This is a genomic window from Pseudomonas sp. UBA6562 (assembly GCF_002434265.1).
In the GTDB taxonomy this organism is placed as follows: Bacteria; Pseudomonadota; Gammaproteobacteria; order Pseudomonadales; family Pseudomonadaceae; genus Aquipseudomonas.
This window is the reverse complement of the sequence record NZ_DJJS01000003.1, coordinates 229,604-247,205: the sequence shown is the minus strand read 5'-3', so window position 1 is coordinate 247,205 and position 17,602 is coordinate 229,604. Positions and strand designations below refer to the sequence as shown.

At 65.1% G+C, this 17,602-nt stretch carries 19 protein-coding genes; 11 read left to right on the top strand and 8 right to left on the bottom strand.

Annotated features, from left to right (window positions below):
* Positions 1-48: 48 nt before the first annotated feature.
* Entirely contained in the window at positions 49-357 is a 309-nt protein-coding gene (locus B4M43_RS03875) for a DUF6555 family protein (RefSeq protein WP_296264376.1), read from the top strand.
* Between the two features lie 183 nt (positions 358-540).
* Here the strand turns inward: B4M43_RS03875 and lpdA are convergent, their stop codons facing one another.
* Genes lpdA through B4M43_RS03855 form a run of 4 tightly spaced genes read right to left on the bottom strand, consistent with a single transcriptional unit; the run spans position 541 to position 5,595 of the window.
* Positions 541-1,920: a dihydrolipoyl dehydrogenase gene (lpdA, locus tag B4M43_RS03870; protein WP_296264374.1), complete on the bottom strand. Its 1,380-nt coding sequence runs from the start codon at positions 1,918-1,920 to the stop codon at positions 541-543.
* Positions 1,921-1,922: 2 nt separating this feature from the next.
* Positions 1,923-3,302, bottom strand: a complete 1,380-nt coding sequence (locus B4M43_RS03865) for a dihydrolipoamide acetyltransferase family protein (RefSeq protein ID WP_296264373.1) — start codon at positions 3,300-3,302, stop codon at positions 1,923-1,925.
* Entirely contained in the window at positions 3,303-4,340 is a 1,038-nt protein-coding gene (locus tag B4M43_RS03860) for an alpha-ketoacid dehydrogenase subunit beta (RefSeq protein ID WP_409522324.1), read from the bottom strand.
* A 22-nt stretch (positions 4,341-4,362) separates the two neighbouring features.
* Positions 4,363-5,595 carry a 3-methyl-2-oxobutanoate dehydrogenase (2-methylpropanoyl-transferring) subunit alpha gene (locus tag B4M43_RS03855; protein WP_296264370.1) on the bottom strand — a complete coding sequence of 411 codons (1,233 nt, stop codon included), beginning with the start codon at positions 5,593-5,595 and terminating at the stop codon, positions 4,363-4,365.
* 193 nt (positions 5,596-5,788) lie between these two features.
* Here B4M43_RS03855 and bkdR point away from each other — a divergent pair, with 193 nt between their 5' ends.
* Positions 5,789-6,274, top strand: a complete 486-nt coding sequence (gene bkdR / locus B4M43_RS03850; RefSeq protein ID WP_296264368.1) for a Bkd operon transcriptional regulator BkdR — start codon at positions 5,789-5,791, stop codon at positions 6,272-6,274.
* Positions 6,275-6,631: 357 nt separating this feature from the next.
* Positions 6,632-7,978, top strand: coding sequence for an MFS transporter (locus tag B4M43_RS03845; protein ID WP_296264367.1), 1,347 nt, complete (start codon positions 6,632-6,634; stop codon positions 7,976-7,978).
* Between the two features lie 163 nt (positions 7,979-8,141).
* Here B4M43_RS03845 and B4M43_RS03840 read toward each other — a convergent pair whose 3' ends face one another.
* The 4 genes from B4M43_RS03840 to flgA all read right to left on the bottom strand — a co-directional run bounded on the left by B4M43_RS03840 (position 8,142) and on the right by flgA (position 10,859).
* Positions 8,142-8,885 (bottom strand): flagellar brake protein, encoded by a 744-nt coding sequence (locus B4M43_RS03840; protein ID WP_296264364.1) that lies wholly within the window; start codon positions 8,883-8,885, stop codon positions 8,142-8,144.
* Between the two features lie 83 nt (positions 8,886-8,968).
* The gene (locus B4M43_RS03835) at positions 8,969-9,436 is read right to left on the bottom strand and encodes a flagella synthesis protein FlgN (RefSeq protein WP_296264362.1); all 468 of its coding nucleotides are present in this window, start codon (positions 9,434-9,436) and stop codon (positions 8,969-8,971) included.
* Between the two features lie 170 nt (positions 9,437-9,606).
* Positions 9,607-9,918 (bottom strand): flagellar biosynthesis anti-sigma factor FlgM, encoded by a 312-nt coding sequence (gene flgM / locus B4M43_RS03830; RefSeq protein ID WP_296264360.1) that lies wholly within the window; start codon positions 9,916-9,918, stop codon positions 9,607-9,609.
* A 188-nt stretch (positions 9,919-10,106) separates the two neighbouring features.
* On the bottom strand, positions 10,107-10,859 hold the full coding sequence (gene flgA / locus B4M43_RS03825; protein WP_296264358.1) for a flagellar basal body P-ring formation chaperone FlgA: 753 nt from the start codon (positions 10,857-10,859) through the stop codon (positions 10,107-10,109).
* Positions 10,860-10,924: 65 nt separating this feature from the next.
* Between flgA and B4M43_RS03820 the strand changes: the two genes are divergently transcribed.
* From B4M43_RS03820 to B4M43_RS03785, 8 genes are all read left to right on the top strand, one after another.
* The gene (locus B4M43_RS03820) at positions 10,925-11,854 is read left to right on the top strand and encodes a chemotaxis protein CheV (protein WP_296264357.1); all 930 of its coding nucleotides are present in this window, start codon (positions 10,925-10,927) and stop codon (positions 11,852-11,854) included.
* 53 nt (positions 11,855-11,907) lie between these two features.
* Entirely contained in the window at positions 11,908-12,738 is an 831-nt protein-coding gene (cheR, locus tag B4M43_RS03815) for a protein-glutamate O-methyltransferase CheR (protein ID WP_296264355.1), read from the top strand.
* A gap of 297 nt (positions 12,739-13,035) precedes the next feature.
* Entirely contained in the window at positions 13,036-13,443 is a 408-nt protein-coding gene (gene flgB / locus B4M43_RS03810; RefSeq protein ID WP_296264353.1) for a flagellar basal body rod protein FlgB, read from the top strand.
* Positions 13,444-13,445: 2 nt separating this feature from the next.
* Complete coding sequence (gene flgC, locus B4M43_RS03805; RefSeq protein WP_296264351.1) at positions 13,446-13,889, top strand: flagellar basal body rod protein FlgC; 444 nt, start codon at positions 13,446-13,448, stop codon at positions 13,887-13,889.
* 13 nt (positions 13,890-13,902) lie between these two features.
* On the top strand, positions 13,903-14,598 hold the full coding sequence (locus B4M43_RS03800; RefSeq protein ID WP_296264349.1) for a flagellar hook assembly protein FlgD: 696 nt from the start codon (positions 13,903-13,905) through the stop codon (positions 14,596-14,598).
* A gap of 29 nt (positions 14,599-14,627) precedes the next feature.
* Positions 14,628-15,947, top strand: coding sequence for a flagellar hook protein FlgE (gene flgE, locus B4M43_RS03795; protein ID WP_296264346.1), 1,320 nt, complete (start codon positions 14,628-14,630; stop codon positions 15,945-15,947).
* Between the two features lie 390 nt (positions 15,948-16,337).
* The gene (locus tag B4M43_RS03790; protein WP_296264345.1) at positions 16,338-16,529 is read left to right on the top strand and encodes a hypothetical protein; all 192 of its coding nucleotides are present in this window, start codon (positions 16,338-16,340) and stop codon (positions 16,527-16,529) included.
* Between the two features lie 327 nt (positions 16,530-16,856).
* Positions 16,857-17,597, top strand: a complete 741-nt coding sequence (locus tag B4M43_RS03785) for a flagellar basal body rod protein FlgF (RefSeq protein ID WP_296264343.1) — start codon at positions 16,857-16,859, stop codon at positions 17,595-17,597.
* Positions 17,598-17,602 lie beyond the last annotated feature (5 nt).

The window sequence follows — 17,602 nt, the reverse complement described above, 5'->3', positions numbered from 1 at the left end:
CCCGCGACCCACCGCTCCCATAACCATGTAACGATCAGGGAGGCCGAAATGGCAGGTCAGCAGCTGTATGTAATCGAGTATGCGCTTCACGCGCAGCCGCGCACGTTCATCATCCGCCTGGAACGCATGGACAATGCCCAAGCTTGGCATTGGGCCAGTTGCGATGCGGGGGTGGGGATCATCCCCCGGTTCGGTCAGCACCAGATCAAGCGGGTCAGCCGGCCCATGGCCGAGCGCTACGGCATCACCGAGGTAAAGTGGCGTCTGGCCGGGCAGGGTCCGGAATTCGTCGCGCCGCCGATCGACCTCAAAGGCATGGGTGATTCCGCCTCGCAGCGCTGCACCACCGGCGCGTGAAAGGTCCAAAGGCCATCTCCGTAGACCCGCGGAGATGGCCTTTGTCGTCATGCACGGAGCATTTTCGATAGCCGCTAACGTCCTGCCCACACAGTGCTGGCGAATTCCAAAGCCAAGACCCCTGCCTACTGCCGTTCGCAGCGTCCATGCGGACCAAGCGACGCACCTGCGCGCACCACGCCGCTAGACGTGCAATGCCCGCCCCAATGCCTTCAACGCCGCTTCCTGCACCGCCTCGCCCAATGTCGGGTGAGCATGGATGGTGCCCGCCACATCCTCCAGGCACGCGCCCATTTCCAACGACTGGGCAAAAGCCGTGGACAGCTCCGACACCCCCACACCCACCGCTTGCCAGCCCAGGATCAGATGGTTGTCGCGCCGCGCCACCACCCGCACGAAGCCGCTGCGGCTCTCCAGCGTCATGGCCCGCCCATTGGCGGCGAACGGGAACTGCGCCACCAGGCAGTCGAGCCCTTGTTCGCGGGCCTGCTCGGGGGTGAGGCCGGCCACCACCAGTTCCGGATCGGTGAAGCACACCGCTGCAATCGCGGCCGGTTGGAAGCGCCGGGTATGGCCCGCGACCAGCTCGGCGACCATCTCGCCCTGGGCCATGGCCCGGTGCGCCAGCATCGGTTCGCCGGTCAGGTCGCCGATGGCCCAGACGTTGCGCATGCTGGTCTGGCAACGTTCGTCGACGCTGACTGCCGCGCCATTCATGGTCAGTTGCAGCGCCTCGAGATTGAAGCCCTCGCTGCGCGGGCGCCGGCCGGCCGCCACCAGCACCCGGTCGCAGCCCAGGCGCAGCGCTTCGCCTTCGGGGGTGCGCACGCGTAGGCCTTGGGCATCGTGGCCTTCGACGCGGTGACCCAGGTAGAGGTCGATGCCCAGCGCCTTCATGGCTTCGAGTACCGGCGCGGTCAGCTCGGCGTCGTAGCTGGGCAGCACGCGCTCGCGCGCTTCCACCACGCTGACCTGCGCGCCCAGCTTGCGGTAGGCGATGCCCAGCTCCAGCCCGATGTAGCCGCCCCCGACCACCACCAGGTGCTGCGGCAGCGTCTGTGGCGACAAGGCCTCGGTGGACGACACCACCGCGCCGCCCAGCGGCAGCATCGGCAACGCGACGCTGGTGGAACCGGTGGCCAGCAACAGGTGCTCGCAGCGGATGCGCTGCTCGCCGACCTGCACGGTCTTGCCGTCGACGATCTGCGCCCAGCCATGCACCACCGTGACCCGGTGCTTTTTCAACAGACTGGCCACGCCGCTGGTGAGGCGGTCGACGATGCCGTCCTTCCAGGCCACGCTGCGGCCGATGTCCAGGCTGGGCGCGCTGGCGCTGATGCCCAGGTCGGCATCGGTGGCATGCTTGCCGGCCTGATGGAACTGCTCGGCAACATGGATCAGCGCCTTGGACGGAATGCAGCCCACGTTCAGGCAGGTGCCGCCCAGTGCCTGGCCTTCGACCAGCACCGTAGGGATGCCCAGTTGCCCGGCGCGGATGGCGGCGATGTAGCCGCCGGGGCCGCCGCCGAGAATCAGCAGAGTGGTGTTCAAGGTTTCGGGCATGCTCACTCCACGAACAGGCAGGCGGGTTGTTCGAGCAAGCCGCGTACGGCCTGGATGAACAAGGCGGCGTCCATGCCATCGACCACACGATGGTCGAACGAACTGGACAGGTTCATCATCTTGCGCACCACGATCTGGCCATCGACCACCACCGGCCGCTCGACCATGCGGTTGACGCCGACGATGGCCACTTCCGGGGTGTTGACCACCGGCGTGCTGGCGATACCGCCCAGGGCCCCGAGGCTGGTCAGGGTGATGGTCGAGCCCGACAGCTCTTCACGCGTGGCCTTGTTGCCGCGCGCGGCCTGGGCCAGGCGGATGATCTCGCGGGCGTTGTGCCACAGGCCGGCGGCTTCGGCATGGCGCAGCACCGGCACCATCAGGCCGTTGTCGCCCTGGGTGGCGATGCCTACGTGCACGGCGCCATGGCGGGTGATCAGTTGCGCCTCGTCGTCGTAGGTGGCGTTGATCTGTGGGAAGTCGCGCAGCGCCACCACCAGGGCCCGTACCAGGAACGGCAGCAAGGTCAGCTTGCCGCGCTGTTCGCCATGCTGGCGGTTGAGCTGCTGGCGCAAGGCTTCGAGCTGGGTGACGTCGATTTCTTCGATGTAGCTGAAGTGGGCGACGCGGCGCTTGGCGTCCTGCATGCGCTGGGCGATCTTGCGGCGCAGGCCGATGACCGGGATCTGCTCGCTGTCGGTGCGCCGGGCCTGGCCGGCCGCTGCCGGCTCGCTGCGCTGCGGCGCCTGGAGGAAGGCGTCGAGGTCTTCGTGCAGGATGCGCCCGGCCGGGCCGCTGCCGTGCACGTAGCGCAGCTCGATGCCGGCATCCAGCGCGCGCTTGCGCACGGCGGGGGAGGCCAGGGGCTTGTCGCCGGGCTGGCGCGGCACCAAGGGTGCGGCAGGCTGTTGGGCATGTGCCGATTGCCCAACGGGCGCGCCGTCGGCTTTGGCGCCATGTGCCGATTGTGCGGCGAGTGCGCCGTTGGCTGTGGCACCCGACGCCGAACCGGTATCGGCAGGTACCGCCGTCGTCGGCGGGGTCGGTGCTTTGGCGACCGGCGCCGTCGGCTCGGGCTGCGACGCGGCAGCATCCGACGCCGGCTTGGCGGCGTGCGCCACGTCGGTGTGGTTGCCGCTGCCCTCGACCTCGATGCGGATCAGCTCGCTGCCCACGGCCATGACTTCACCGGGCTGCCCGCCCAGTGCGACCACGGTGCCGCTGACCGGCGACGGGATTTCCACCGTGGCCTTGTCGGTCATGACGTCGGCCACCACTTGGTCCTCGCCGATCACATCGCCGACCTTGACGAACCACTCGACCAGCTCGACCTGGGCGATGCCCTCGCCGATGTCCGGCATCTTGATGACGTGCGTGCCCATTCAGACCTCCATGACCTGTTTCAATGCCGCGCCCACCCGGGACGGGCCGGGGAAGTAGGCCCATTCCTGGGCATGCGGGTAGGGGGTGTCCCAGCCGGTGACGCGCTCGATGGGCGCCTCCAGGTGATGGAAGCAGTGCTCCTGTACGAGAGCGATCAGCTCGGCGCCGAAGCCGCAGGTGCGCGTGGCTTCGTGCACCACCACGCAGCGCCCGGTCTTCTTCACCGAGGCGACGATGGTGTCCAGGTCCAGCGGCCACAGGCTGCGCAGGTCGATCACTTCGGCGTCGACGCCGGTTTCCTCGGCCGCCACCTGGGCCACGTACACCGTGGTGCCATACGTCAGCACCGTGACGTCGTTGCCCGGTCGGGTGATCACCGCCTTATCCAGCGGCACTTGGTAATAGCCTTCCGGCACCGCGCTTTGCGGGTGTTGGGACCAGGGCGTTACCGGGCGGTCGTGGTGGCCGTCGAAAGGGCCGTTGTACAGGCGCTTGGGTTCGAGAAAGATCACCGGGTCGTCGCACTCGATCGAGGCAATCAGCAGACCCTTGGCATCGTAGGGGTTGGACGGCATCACCGTGCGCAGGCCGCAGACCTGGGTGAAGGTGGCTTCCGGGCTTTGGCTGTGGGTCTGGCCGCCGTAAATGCCGCCGCCACAGGGCATGCGCAGGGTCAACGGCGAGATGAACTCGCCGGCCGAGCGATAGCGCAGGCGGGCCATCTCCGACACGATCTGGTCATAGGCCGGGTACACGTAGTCAGCGAACTGGATTTCCACCACCGGGCGCAAACCGTAGGCGCCCATGCCCACGGCGGTGCCGACGATGCCGCATTCGGAGATCGGCGCGTCGAACACCCGCGAGGTGCCGTACTTGCGTTGCAAGCCTTCGGTGCAGCGGAACACGCCGCCGAAGTAGCCGACGTCCTGGCCGTAGATGACCACGTCGTCGTCGCGCCCGAGCATGATGTCCATGGCCGAGCGCAGGGCCTGGATCATGGTCATGGTGGCGGTAGCCTGTGCGGTGTCGGTGTGCATGACGCTTGTCTGGTCGTTCATCTCAGACCCCCAGTTGCTGGCGCTGACGGCGCAGGTGGTCGGGCATGTCCTTGTACACGTCCTCGAACATCGAGGCGGCACTGGGGATGTGGCCGTTGGCGAGGGTGCCGTGCTGCTCGGCCTGTTTCTGTGCGGCGAGGATCTCGGCTTCCAGCTCGGCGCTGACGGCGGCGTGTTCCTCTTCGCTCCAGTGGCCGCTGGCGATCAGGTGCTGCTTGAGCCGGGCGATCGGATCGCCCAGGGGGAAGTGGCTCCAGTCGTCGGCAGGGCGGTACTTGGACGGATCGTCCGAGGTCGAGTGCGGACCGGCGCGGTAGGTCACCCATTCGATCAGGCTCGGCCCCAGGCCGCGGCGGGCACGCTCGGCGGCCCAGCGCGAGGCGGCGTAGACCGCGACGAAGTCGTTGCCGTCCACCCGCAGCGAAGCGATGCCGCAGCCCACGCCGCGGCCGGCGAAGGTGCTGGCCTCGCCACCGGCGATGGCCTGGAAGGTGGAGATCGCCCATTGGTTGTTGACCACGTTGAGGATCACCGGAGCGCGATAGACGTGGGCGAAGGTCAGGGCGTTGTGGAAGTCCGATTCGGCGGTGGCGCCGTCGCCGATCCAGGCCGACGCGATCTTGGTGTCGCCCTTGATCGCCGAGGCCATGGCCCAGCCCACGGCCTGCACGAATTGCGTGGCCAGGTTGCCGCTGATGGTGAAGAAGCCGGCTTCGCGCACCGAGTACATGATCGGCAGCTGGCGGCCCTTGAGCGGGTCGCGCTCGTTGGACAGCAGTTGGCAGATCATCTCCACCAGCGACACCTCGCGGGCCATGAGGATGCTCTGCTGGCGGTAGGTGGGGAAGCACATGTCGCTGCGGTTGAGCGCCAGGGCCTGGGCGCTGCCGATGGCTTCCTCGCCCAGGCTCTGCATGTAGAACGACATCTTCTTCTGCCGTTGGGCGACCACCATGCGGCTGTCGAACAGGCGCGTCTTGAGCATCGCGCGCATGCCGCGGCGCAGCACCTGCGGATCGATGTCCTCGGCCCAGGGGCCGACGGCGTTGCCCTGGCCGTCGAGCACGCGCACCAGGCCCGTACACAGGTCGGCGGTGTCGGCGGCTTCGACGTCGATGGGCGGTTTGCGCACCTGGCCGGCGTCGCTCAGGTGCAGATAGGAGAAATCGGTCTGGCAGCCAGGCCGGCCGGTAGGCTCGGGCACGTGCAGGCGCAGGGGGGCGTAGTCGTTCATGCGGGTTACGCTCGCTCGGGTCGTTGTTTTTATGAGCTATGCAGCGATGGCCGCCATGCGCCAGTTCGGTCAGGGCAGCCTTGCCTATAGGGTAGAAGCCCGGCAGAAGAATATTTCTCTCATGTTCATTGCCTTTCGGCAGTGGCGCAGATAAACATTCTGCACAACCATAAAAAACCGGTGAATTTGTCTCATGCGCAAACTCGATCGTACCGACATCGGCATTCTCAACAGCCTTCAGGAAGACGCCCGCATCACCAACGCCGAACTGGCCCGCTCGGTGAACCTCTCGCCCACGCCCTGTTTCAATCGGGTACGGGCCATGGAGGAGGCGGGGTTGATCCGTCAGCAGGTGACCTTGCTCTCGCCGCAGGTGCTGGGCCTGGACGTCAACGTGTTCATTCACGTGAGCCTGGAGAAGCAGGTGGAACAGTCGCTGCACGGTTTCGAGGACGCCATCGCCGAGCGCGCCGAGGTGATGGAGTGCTACCTGATGACTGGCGATCCGGACTACCTGCTGCGCGTGCTGCTGCCGAGCATCCAGGCCCTGGAGCGCTTTCTCGACTACCTGACGCGCCTGCCGGGGGTGGCGAACATCCGCTCCAGCTTCGCCCTGAAGCAGGTGCGCTACAAGACCGCGCTGCCGCTGCCGGCCAATGGGCTGACCTTGCGCGAGTGAGGGGGGAGGCCAAGGAGGCGCCATCCTGACCGGCAGCTATTGGACCGGGTTCGCTCAGGCCCGCTCCTGGAGCTGCTACCGAAACGAATGTCCTGCTTGCTCTCGACTTGCCTTGGCTTCCCGGGAACTGTCGGCTCCGCTGTTCATCGAACGCTGTGCCGCTGCCCAGCCCCGCTTGCCGAGCGCTTCATGCCCCGCATCCGGCTGGTGCAGGCGCACGGCGGGTCCGACCGGCCCGACTACGACAACATCTTGACTCGCCGCGCCGCCTTGGCACCTTTTCCTGGGGCGAAGCGGGAAAGCGGGTTTAAGCTTGCCAGCTGTACTCCATCTCACCAGGGAGCCCGCCCGGGACGTATGCGCCATATCTGGAAGTCTTTTCGCTCGTTGTACTTCGCCGCGCTGATGATGCTGATCGGCTCGGGTCTGCTCAGCACCTACCTGGCCTTGCGCCTGGCGGCCGACCAGGCCGACAGCCTGTGGGCCGGCGCCCTGATGGCCGCCAACTATTTCGGCCTGGCCCTTGGCGGCAAGGTGGGCCATCGGCTCATCGCCCGGGTCGGGCATATCCGCGCCTACGCCACTTGTGCCGGCATCGTCGGTGCCGCCGTGCTCGGCCACGGCCTGACCGACTGGCTACCGGCCTGGGTCGGGCTGCGCATGGTTGTCGGCCTGGGCATGATGTGCCAGTACATGGTCCTGGAAAGCTGGCTCAACGAGCAGGCCGACGCCAAGCAGCGCGGCGCGGTGTTCAGTTGCTACATGATCGCGTCCTATCTGGGCCTGGTGCTGGGCCAGCTGATCCTGGTGGTGCACCCGCAACTGGGCCTGGAGCTGTTGATGCTGGTCGCCATGTGCTTCGCCCTGTGCCTGGTGCCGGTGGCCATGACCCGGCGCATCCACCCGGCGCCCTTGCGCCCTGCGCCGATGGACCCGCTGTTCTTCATCAAGCGCGTGCCGCAGTCGCTGTCGACCGTGCTCGGCGCGGGGCTGATCGTCGGCGCGTTCTATGGTTTGGCGCCGTTGTACGCCAGCAGCCAGGGCTTGAGCACCGAGCAGATCGGTCTGTTCATGGGCTGCTGCATCTTCGCCGGGCTGGTGGTGCAGTGGCCTTTGGGCTGGCTGTCCGACCGCTACGACCGTGCCGTGCTGATCCGCAGTGTGGCGGTGGGCCTGGCGGTGGCGGCGTTGCCCTTGGCGATCTTCCCGGCGGTGCCGCTGGAGATTCTTTTCGGCATGGGCTTCTTGATCTCGTTGCTGCAGTTCGGCTTGTATCCACTGGCGGTCGCGTTCTCCAACGACCATGTGGAAAGCGAACGCCGCGTGTCGCTGACGGCCATGTTGCTGGTGACCTACGGCGTGGGCGCCAGCATCGGGCCGTTGGCCGCAGGCGTGCTGATCAAGCTGTTCGGGACACAGATGCTCTATGCCTTCTTCGTTTTCTTCGCCCTGGTGCTGGTGTGGCGCATTCGGCCGCAAGCGGTCACCGGGTTGCATCAGGTCGAAGATGCGCCGCTCAGCCACGTGGCCATGCCGGCTACCAGTTCGCCGCTGTCGGCGGCGCTCGACCCGCGGGTCGACGAGCAGACGGTGCAGGATGTGATGCAGGCGCCGGTGGCGGCGGAGGATACCGAGGAGGAAGAGGACGCCGAGCAGGCGCAGGAAGCGCAGGGCGTGGAGGAGGAGGTCGCTGGTAAACCCTGAAGGGAGGGGGCAAATTGGGCGCGGTATCTATCTTGGGGAAGTTGGATCGGGGTCATTGGGCCGGCGTTGCCGGCCATCGCGACTGATCGGAGCGCCGAACCGGCCGCTCCAACAGGGTAGGCGGCGCTGCGCCTGTCCAGGCAGCGCCCTCTGCGAACCGGGCTCAGTAATCGTCTTTGTCGAACCGCCGCGCCTCGCGCTGCAGTTGGTACACGAAACTTTCCACCCGGCGCTGGCCCTGGCCGCTGAGGTTGTGGAAGCGCACGCCGGCAAAGGTGGTGTTGATGCGCTCTTCGAAATGCAGATGGCGCAGCTCCACCATCGTCTCGCTCAAGCCCAGCGGAGCGCCAGCTTTCATGCGCTCGTACACCTGACCGAGTTGCAGGCGGCTTTCCACATCGCCCTCGAAGCGCAGCTTGCAGCCGGTGGCGGAAATGTCCAGCAGCTTGCCGCGCAGCGGCCCGTCGCCACGCAGGTGCCTGCCATCGAGCACGACATCCACCAGCTGCGACAGCTTCAACGCGGCGCGGAAGGCATTGCGGCGCTGGTGGTAGGTGATTTCGCTAGGCAGCGGCCCACGGTAGCAACGGTGGCCGTCGATCTCGGTGATGGTCAGAGGGTGGTTGCATTCCCAGGCCACGCGCACGCCGTCATGGAAGCCCTCGACCCGGAACGGCTCGCCGTTTTCGATATAGCGCTCGCCGTCGCGGGGCATCAGCTCGTCCAACGCCAGCACATCGCTGTCCTTGTCGACGTGCACCACGTAGCTCTGGAAGCGCTGGTCGCGCTCCGGAAAGGTGAGAATCAGAGGGTCGTGGCTGTCGAGCAGTTGGCGCAGGTTGGCGTTGATCTCCAAAGGGGTGGCCAGCACTTTGGGCGGCTGTGGAGCATCGGCGTCATTGAACACGGGTTAACAATCTCCAGGCAAAAAGCGTCACATCCAGGTCGCGGCATTTTGCCAGTATGGAGGGCGGCTTGATAGAGGGCTGATCACACCTGGCTGAGCGGCCGGCGTCGAGCCATGGGCGAGGTACCGCCGCGGCTGTCGTACAGGGAGGGCGAGTCGCCACCCATGAGGATGCGTACTTGGTTGCTGGTGATGTGTTGCTGCACCTGGATGATCCGGCCGTTGGTCTGGTTGACCTCTTGGCAGGCGTCGAGCAGTTCGCCGAGCAGGTCCAGCCGCTGCAGGATCACCTCGCCTTGGGCCGATTGTGCGGCCAGCGCCTGCACACCCTGGCGATCGGCCGACAGGCCCAGCTCGGCGAGCAGTTGCGTGCGGCGGCGGCCATGCTGTTCGAGCAGCACGATCAGCGACTGCTTGCGCGCCAGGATCGTCTCCAGCACGGCCATGTCGCGCCCATGCAAGGCTACCGCTTCGCCCTGCAACAGCTCGAGCAGTTCCTGGGCGGGGGCGATGTCGTCTTCGATGAGGTGCAGCATGGTGGTGTCGTGCATGGCTAGGCCCTGTGTGAAATCGATCTCGCTCGAATCTGCTGCATCCGCGTGCGGCACTGCCGGCCTTGCTTGCGCCAGGGGTGCGTTCGCGTCGCCGCATGCCGGAGCCGCCCAACGCAGCTCAGGTCAGGTGAAGCACAGGCCGTACCCTTCGAATCAGCGGAGTGGACTCAACGCTGGCTCTCGAGATCGAGCATCTTGCTGGCGACACGGCCCGCATCGACCTGGTAGCTGCCGTCGGCGATGGACTGCTTGAGCTGCGCTACCCGTGCGCTGTCCACTACCGGCTGGTCGCGCAGCTTGTCGGTGATGGTCTTCAACTGTTGCGCTTCCTGGCTGAGATGGACCGCTTCGCCGCTGGCGCTGCTGGTCTTGGCCTGGTCGGCGACCGCTGGTTTTTCGGCAGGGCCGGTGGCGGCGGCGCTGCGGGTTCCACCGGCCACGGCCGGCGGATTGTTCAAACGATTGAAATCAATGACCATGATCGAAAACCTCTGGGGATATGGACGCTTGCCTTGTTTTCGGCCACCCCTGGAAAAACTTTAGGCACCGCTGCACGGCCGCCCATCGGCGAGCCCACGGTGTGCGGTGCCGCACAGTTTAAGAAAGGCCCCAGGTTAGCGCCAGCCCATTGGCCTTGGCGTCATCCCCACCGGTCCGATATCGCCACCTACATTGCCACCTCGACCTGCCCCGGCGCCGTTACACGCGCCTTGATCACCCGTTTGGAATTGAGGTTGCGCACGCGGATCTGTTCGGCCAGGCCGCCCTTGCTCAAGGCCTCGCCCGGCATGCGCACGCTCAAGGTGCCGCTGCGCGCGATGATCACCACATGGTCGCCCTTGCGAATCAATTCGGCCTGTTCCAGATGTTGCGGCGTCAACACCTGGTCGAGCACGGTGGGCCGCAGCAGTTTCATGCCCACCACTTGGTCGAGCTCGGTGATAAAGCCCTGGCCGAGGCCGCCGACATCGCGCTCGCGCAAGGCCACGTCGCCTTCGCCCACCACGCTTTCGCGCTTGAGCGGGCGCACCATCACCACCACCTCGCGGAACAGCTTGACCGTGGCCGGCACGAACACGGTCCACGGGCCGCTGCCGGCACAGCTCACCCGCACGGTGACGCGGCCCATGGGCGTCGCCGGGCTTTCCAGCGAAGCGTCCAGTGCCTGGCTGCACTCGGGCATGCGCAAACGCGGGTCGAGCGAGTTGACCGCGACCTCATAGCGTCCGGGGGTTTGCGTGCTCGCAAGATAATCCTCGACCTTGAACTCAAGAAATCCCTGCGTCACGCCGATAAGTTGTTCAGGCGAGGTAAACGCCTGCGCCAGCACCCTGGCGCCGGGTGCCCATAGGCACAGAGCCGCCAGCAAGGTGCTCAGCAGTTGCGTCAGTCGTCGGAAATTTGTCGTTTTCATAGGCATGACGCTCAAAAAAGCAAAGCCCGTGCCGACTTGGTATCAGGGCATCAGGTGTGAAGGAGTCGGGCATGGCGGGTGTAATGGATTCGGTCAACCAGCGTACGCAGCTGGTTGGGCAGAATCGTCTCGAGCTGCTGCTGTTTCGCCTCAACGGCGCACAGCTTTACGGGATCAACGTGTTCAAGGTGCGCGAGGTGCTGCAATGCCCGCCCCTGACGCTATTGCCCAGGTCGCATCCGGTGGTGCGTGGCGTGGCCAACATCCGCGGCGCCACCATTCCCATCCTTGACCTGTCGATGGCCACGGGCTTGCCGGGTCTGCAAGAAGAGCTGTGCAACAGCTTCGTGATCATCACCGAGTACAACACCAAGACCCAGGGTTTCCTCGTGCACTCGGTGGAACGCATCGTCAACATGAACTGGGAAGAGATCCACCCGCCACCCCGCGGTACCGGTCGCGACCATTACCTGACCGCCGTGACCCGCGTGGACAACAAGATGGTCGAGATCATCGACGTGGAAAAGGTGCTGGCCGAAGTGGCGCCGACCTCCGAAGCGGTGTCGGAGGGTGTGATCGACGCCGAGGTGCAGGACAAGGCCGTGATGCTGCGGGTGCTCACCGTCGACGATTCGTCGGTGGCGCGCAAGCAGGTCAGTCGCTGCCTGCAGACGGTGGGGGTGGAAGTGATCGCGCTCAACGACGGCCGTCAGGCGCTGGACTACTTGCACAAGATGCTCGACGAGGGTAAGCATCCGGAAGAGGAATTCCTGATGATGATCTCCGACATCGAGATGCCGGAGATGGACGGTTATACGCTGACCGCTGCCATCCGCAGCGATCCGCGCATGCAAAAACTGCACATCGTCCTGCATACTTCGCTATCCGGTGTGTTCAACCAGGCGATGGTGAAGAAGGTCGGTGCGGACGATTTCCTCGCCAAGTTCAGGCCTGACGACCTCGCCCAGCGTGTCGTCGACCGGATCAAGGCGACGCACTGAAACGGCCGGGGGCTCCGCTCCCGGCGTCAAAGATTGAAAATGAGGCGGCGACAGTGTCTACGGCTACTACTACCGATTTCGAACAGTTCAGGATCTTCCTGGAAAAAGCCTGTGGCATCTTGTTGGGCGACAACAAGCAATACCTGGTCTCCAGCCGCCTCAACAAACTGATGGAGCAGCAGGGCATCAAGTCGCTCAGCGAGCTGGTGCAGCGCATCCAGACCCAGCCGCGCAGTGGCTTGCGCGAGCAGGTGGTCGACGCCATGACCACCAACGAAACCCTGTGGTTTCGCGACACCTATCCCTTCGAGGTGATGAAGAACCGGGTCATCCCCGAGTTCATCAAGAACAACCCCGGCCAACGCCTGCGCATCTGGTCGGCGGCCTGCTCGTCGGGCCAGGAGCCCTACTCGCTGTCGATGACCCTCGACGAGTTCGAGCGCAGCAACCTCGGCCAGTTGAAGATGGGCGCGCAGATCGTCGCCACCGACCTCTCCAGCCTGATGCTGAACAACTGCCGCACCGGCGAGTACGACAGCCTGGCGATCGCCCGCGGCCTGTCGCCCGAGCGCTTGCAACGCTACTTCGACAGCAAGGGGGCAGGGCGCTACGCGGTCAAGCCGGCGATCCGCAGCCGTGTGGAATTCCGTTCGTTCAACCTGCTCGACAGCTACGCGGCGCTGGGCAAGTTCGACGTGGTGTTCTGCCGCAACGTGCTGATCTACTTCTCCGCCCAGGTGAAGAAGGACATCCTCATGCGCATCCACGGCACCTTGAAGCCGGGCGGCTACCTGTTCCTCGGCGCTTCGGAAGCGCTCAACGGCCTGCCGGACCACTTCCAGATGGTGCAGTGCAGCCCAGGCATCATTTACCAGGCCAAATAGCCAACCGCTCCATCTTCTCCAAAGCCAGCGCCCGTGCGCTGGCTTTTTCGTTGATGGGCGCTCGACCGCCAGCGCGCCAGCTGATCGACGCCCCGTCAAAAAATTGATTTTCCCGCTGTAATCCCGCCGATTTGCCGCTGTTTGCCGCCAAGCCGGCAGCACTTTGCCGCTTTTCCCGCTGACGGTTCGCCCGCTGTTGGCATCGACCCCACGTACTTCAAGGCTTTTGCCGATCTGGCACAACCCTTGCTATCTCAGCCTCAAACGATCTTCGGTCAACCCGCGCAGGTTCCAGACATGAGCATCAACTTCGACAAAGCGCTCGGCATCCACCAGCAGGCGATGAATTTCCGTGCCCAGCGCGCCGAGGTGCTGGCCAACAACATCACCAACGCCGACACGCCCAACTACAAGGCCCGCGACCTGGATTTCTCGTCGATGCTGGCAGCCGAGGCGAACAAGCAGAACAGCGGCGGCATCGCCCTGAACCGCACCAACGGCCGGCACATCGAGGCCGAAGGCCTGGCCAGCGCCGACGATTCGCTCAAGTATCGGATTCCGACCCAGCCGTCGATCGACCAGAACACCGTCGACGCCCAGGTCGAGGAGTCCAACTACGCGCAGAACGCCCTCGACTTCCAGGCCAGCTTCACCCTGCTCAACAACAAATTCAAAGGGCTGGTGTCGGCCCTGCGCGGAGAGTGACCATGTCCCTTGCCAACGTCTTCAACATCGCCGGTAGCGGCATGAGCGCGCAGAACACCCGCCTCAACACCGTGGCCTCGAACATCGCCAACGCCGAGACCGTGTCGTCGAGCATCGACCAGACCTACCGCGCGCGCCATCCGGTGTTCGCCACCACCTTCGAACAGGCGCAAAGCGGCGCCGGGCAATCCTTGTTCGAGGACCAGGGCCAGGCCGGGCAGGGCGTGCAGGTCAGCGGCATCGTCGAAGACCAGAGCGAGTTGCAGGCCCGCTACGAACCCAACCACCCGGCGGCGAACAAGGACGGCTACGTCTACTACCCCAACGTCAACGTGGTGCAGGAGATGGCCGACATGATTTCCGCCAGCCGCTCGTTCCAGACCAACGCCGAGTTGATGAACACGGCCAAGACCATGATGCAGAAAGTGCTGACGCTGGGTCAGTAATCGGGATATCGACATGACGACCACGACCGCCACCACCGGCTCGGCTTACCTGACGTCGCTGCAAAAGAGCACCGACGCCAATAACAGCAGCACGGGCGCTGCCGGCAGCGCGCTGGGCAAGGATGCGTTCCTCAAGCTGCTCGCCACGCAAATGCAGAACCAGAACCCGCTCGATCCGCAGGAGAACGGCGAGTTCGTCGCGCAGCTGGCGCAGTTCAGCAGCCTGGAGGGCATGCAGACGCTCAATAGCTCCGTGAACAGCATTCTCCAGGGCTTCCAGTCGTCCACCGCATTGCAGGCCTCCTCCCTAGTGGGGCGCAACGTGGTGGTGCAGACCGACAAGGCCAATGTCGAAGCCGGCCAGCCGCTGAACGGCTCGGTCAACGTCACCGGCTCCAGCACCTCGGTGAAGGTCGACGTCTACAACGACAAGGGCGATGTGGTGCGTAGCATCGACCTGGGCAGCAAGGCCAGCGGCTTGGCCGACTTCACCTGGGACGGCCTCGACGATGCCGGCCAGGCCGTAGCCTCGGGCGTGTACAGCTTCAAGGCCACCGCCGACATCAAGGGCACGGCCACGGCCATGACCACCAACTTGTCGGCCAAGGTCAACAGCGTCACCACGGGCGTGAACGGCAGCGAAATGATGTTGAACCTGGCAGGGATGGGCAGCGTTGCCCTGTCGAAAGTACAAATGATCGGAATCTGAGGGCCGACCCCGTCGGCAGGAGTGAGTAAATGTCTTTCAATATTGGACTGAGCGGGCTGTACGCGGCCAACAAGGCCCTCAACGTCACCGGTAACAACATCGCCAACTCCGCCACCACCGGCTTCAAGGCCTCGCGTGCCGAGTTCGCCGACCAGTACGCCTCTTCCGTGCGTGGCACCAGCGGCCGCACCCAGGTCGGCAGCGGCGTGCGCACTGACGCGGTGTCGCAACAGTTCACCACCGGCAACATCGTCGGCACCGGCAAGAGCCTGGACCTGGCCATCGACGGTGACGGTTTCTTCGCCATGAGCGACAACGGCTCGCGCATCTATACCCGTGCCGGCGCTTTCTACAGCGACAAGGAAGGCAAGGTGGTCAACGCCTCCGGCGCGACCTTGCAGGGCTACCCGGTCGACGCCAACGGCCAGATCGTGCGCGGCGCGCTGACCGACCTGAAGATCGACACCGGCAACCTGGCGCCCCGCGCCACGTCGAAAGTCAGCGAAACCCTGAACCTCAATTCCACGCAAGCCGCGCCCGCGCTGACGCCGTTCGATCCGTCCGACGTCAAGACCTACAACTACACGTTCAACACCGACCTGTACGACAGCCAGGGCAACCTGCACCAGCTGAACCAGTACTTCGTGCGCGACACGGTCAACAACGCCTGGACCATGTACACCACGGTCAACGGCCGCAACCCGGCCGATCCGAGCAACACCACACCGCTGGTCAACACCCTGCCGTTCAAGTCCGACGGCTCGCTCGACACCGCTTCGATGGCCGCCGGCCCGGTCGCCGGTGGCATGAGCATCGCCACCGACAAGACGTTCAAGATGGACAACTGGGTACCGGCCGCGAAGAACGCCGCCGGCGCCTGGGCCAGCAACGGCGCTGTCGCCAATGACGGCGGCGTCGGCCTGGACATGCTCGCCACCACGCAGTACAACGCGGCCTCGGCGACCACCGCCAAGGACCAGGATGGCTATTCCACCGGTGAATTGACCGGCCTGACGGTCGACCAGAGCGGCAACCTGTTCGCCAACTTCACCAACGGTCGCGACAAGGTCATCGGCCAGGTCGCCGTCGCCACCTTCGCCAACATGCAGGGGCTGACCCCGGTCGGTGGCACGGCGTGGCGCGAGTCGTACAATTCCGGCGTGGCGGTGGTCGGCGAGCCGGACACCGGCACCTTCGGCAAGATCGCTGGCGGCTCGCTGGAAGACTCCAACGTCGACCTGACCGGTGAGCTGGTCAACCTGATCAAGGCGCAGAGCAACTACCAGGCCAACGCCAAGACCATCTCGACCGAAAGCACCGTCTTGCAGACCATCATCCAGATGACCTGATGGGTGGGAGCGGGGTGAGGCGCGTGGCAGGGTTTTCAGGGGTGACGCGCGTGGTCTGGTTTCGAAGGGCACGCGTCGTCCCGGCCCATCCTGGCGGCACGGTTTCCTGGCAGATCGCGGTGGCTGGGTGGGGCCGGCGGTGCCGGCCATCGCGGCTGAAGCCGCTCCCACAGAAGCCGCTTCTGCAGTGAGTCGTTTCCACAATGAGTCGCTCCTGCAGTGAGCCGCTTCTGCAGTGAGTCGTTCCCACAGTGAGCCGCTCTTGCGGTGAGTCGATTCTGTAGTGCACCGTTCCCGTGTGGGAGCGGCTTTAGCCGCGATCCAAGGCGAAAGCCTTGGTGGCTGCCAATGAACCCTCTTTAGGCAAACACCCACCCGAGCCCCATGCCAATGTCGAAACGCTTTACCCTCACTGCGCTTCTTCTGCTCCTGGCCCACACTTGCGTACAGGCCGCCCCCGCGCCGTTCTTCCTCTGGCAAAGCAAGCTCACCGGCCGCTACATGTGCAGCCAGCACAAACCCGGCGATGGCTGGATCTGGCACGCCGGGCCGTTCAACAACGCGGGTTGCCGCGCGCGGTAGCGTTGGCGATCGCTGCATGGCAGGCGGTGACGGAGCCCCAAGATACGAAGCATCGAGCAGCGAACCCCAAGCACCGGGCCATGGGCGCCGACCCATGAGCCTCATGCCTCCAGCGCGGTGACCCCCCCCCCCGACCCCATCGTCCGATGCCGGACAATCTCCCCTCCCGGCAATTCCCTTGCGGCAAACCTTTGCCGACAAACTGACGCCATCGCCCAGCCATCCTCGTCAAACCCCAGTAAACACGGGCTTTGGCAAACCTGGTTCGATAATTGCTAAGGCTTGCACGAGGCGACAACATTTCGCTACGCGCACAGAGGATTCCCCGTGGACAAGATGCTTTACGTGGCCATGACCGGTGCCAGCCAGAACGCCCTGGCGCAACAGGCCCACGCCAACAACCTGGCGAACATTTCCACCACCGGCTTCCAACGCGATCTGGAGCAGGCGCGGTCGATGCCGGTGTTCGGCGACAGCTTTCCGTCGCGCGCCTACGCCATGACCGAGCGCCCGGCCACCGACTTCAGCGCCGGCGCCATGATCGAGACCGGCCGTGATCTGGACGTCAGCGTCTCCGGCCCCGGCTTCATGGCCGTCCAGGCCCCCGACGGCAGCGAAGCCTATGTGCGCACCGGCAGCCTCAACGTCGATGCCTTGGGCGTGCTGCGCGCCGGCAACGGCATGGCGGTGATGGGCAACGGCGGGCCGATCGCCGTGCCGCCCGAGCAGAAGATCGAAGTGGGCGAAGACGGCACCATCAGCATTCGCGGCATGGGCGAAGACCCGCGCGTGCTGGCGGTGGTCGACCGCCTGAAGCTGGTCAACCCCGATACCAAGGGCATGGTCAAGGGCACCGACGGCCTGATCCACACCAGCAGCGGGCAAGCGGCCGACGCCGACGTCAACGTCAAAGTGGTGTCGGGCTTTCTCGAGGCGAGCAACGTCAACGCTGTCGAGGAGATGACCTCGGTGCTGGCGCTGTCCCGGCAATTCGAGTTGCACATCAAGATGATGAACACGGCCAAAGAAGGCGATGAAGCCATGGCGCGTGTTTTGCAAATAGGCTGATAACA

Excerpts from the sequence above, each read along its gene's own strand:
- B4M43_RS03875 (WP_296264376.1), top strand. The coding sequence starts at position 49 with ATGGCAGGTCAGCAGCTGTATGTAATCGAGTATGCGCTTCACGCGCAG.
- lpdA (WP_296264374.1), bottom strand. The coding sequence starts at position 1,920 with ATGCCCGAAACCTTGAACACCACTCTGCTGATTCTCGGCGGCGGCCCC.
- B4M43_RS03865 (WP_296264373.1), bottom strand. The coding sequence starts at position 3,302 with ATGGGCACGCACGTCATCAAGATGCCGGACATCGGCGAGGGCATCGCC.
- B4M43_RS03860 (WP_409522324.1), bottom strand. The coding sequence starts at position 4,340 with ATGCACACCGACACCGCACAGGCTACCGCCACCATGACCATGATCCAG.
- B4M43_RS03855 (WP_296264370.1), bottom strand. The coding sequence starts at position 5,595 with ATGAACGACTACGCCCCCCTGCGCCTGCACGTGCCCGAGCCTACCGGC.
- bkdR (WP_296264368.1), top strand. The coding sequence starts at position 5,789 with ATGCGCAAACTCGATCGTACCGACATCGGCATTCTCAACAGCCTTCAG.
- B4M43_RS03845 (WP_296264367.1), top strand. The coding sequence starts at position 6,632 with ATGCGCCATATCTGGAAGTCTTTTCGCTCGTTGTACTTCGCCGCGCTG.
- B4M43_RS03835 (WP_296264362.1), bottom strand. The coding sequence starts at position 9,436 with ATGCACGACACCACCATGCTGCACCTCATCGAAGACGACATCGCCCCC.
- flgM (WP_296264360.1), bottom strand. The coding sequence starts at position 9,918 with ATGGTCATTGATTTCAATCGTTTGAACAATCCGCCGGCCGTGGCCGGT.
- flgA (WP_296264358.1), bottom strand. The coding sequence starts at position 10,859 with ATGCCTATGAAAACGACAAATTTCCGACGACTGACGCAACTGCTGAGC.
- B4M43_RS03820 (WP_296264357.1), top strand. The coding sequence starts at position 10,925 with ATGGCGGGTGTAATGGATTCGGTCAACCAGCGTACGCAGCTGGTTGGG.
- flgB (WP_296264353.1), top strand. The coding sequence starts at position 13,036 with ATGAGCATCAACTTCGACAAAGCGCTCGGCATCCACCAGCAGGCGATG.
- flgC (WP_296264351.1), top strand. The coding sequence starts at position 13,446 with ATGTCCCTTGCCAACGTCTTCAACATCGCCGGTAGCGGCATGAGCGCG.
- B4M43_RS03800 (WP_296264349.1), top strand. The coding sequence starts at position 13,903 with ATGACGACCACGACCGCCACCACCGGCTCGGCTTACCTGACGTCGCTG.
- flgE (WP_296264346.1), top strand. The coding sequence starts at position 14,628 with ATGTCTTTCAATATTGGACTGAGCGGGCTGTACGCGGCCAACAAGGCC.
- B4M43_RS03790 (WP_296264345.1), top strand. The coding sequence starts at position 16,338 with ATGTCGAAACGCTTTACCCTCACTGCGCTTCTTCTGCTCCTGGCCCAC.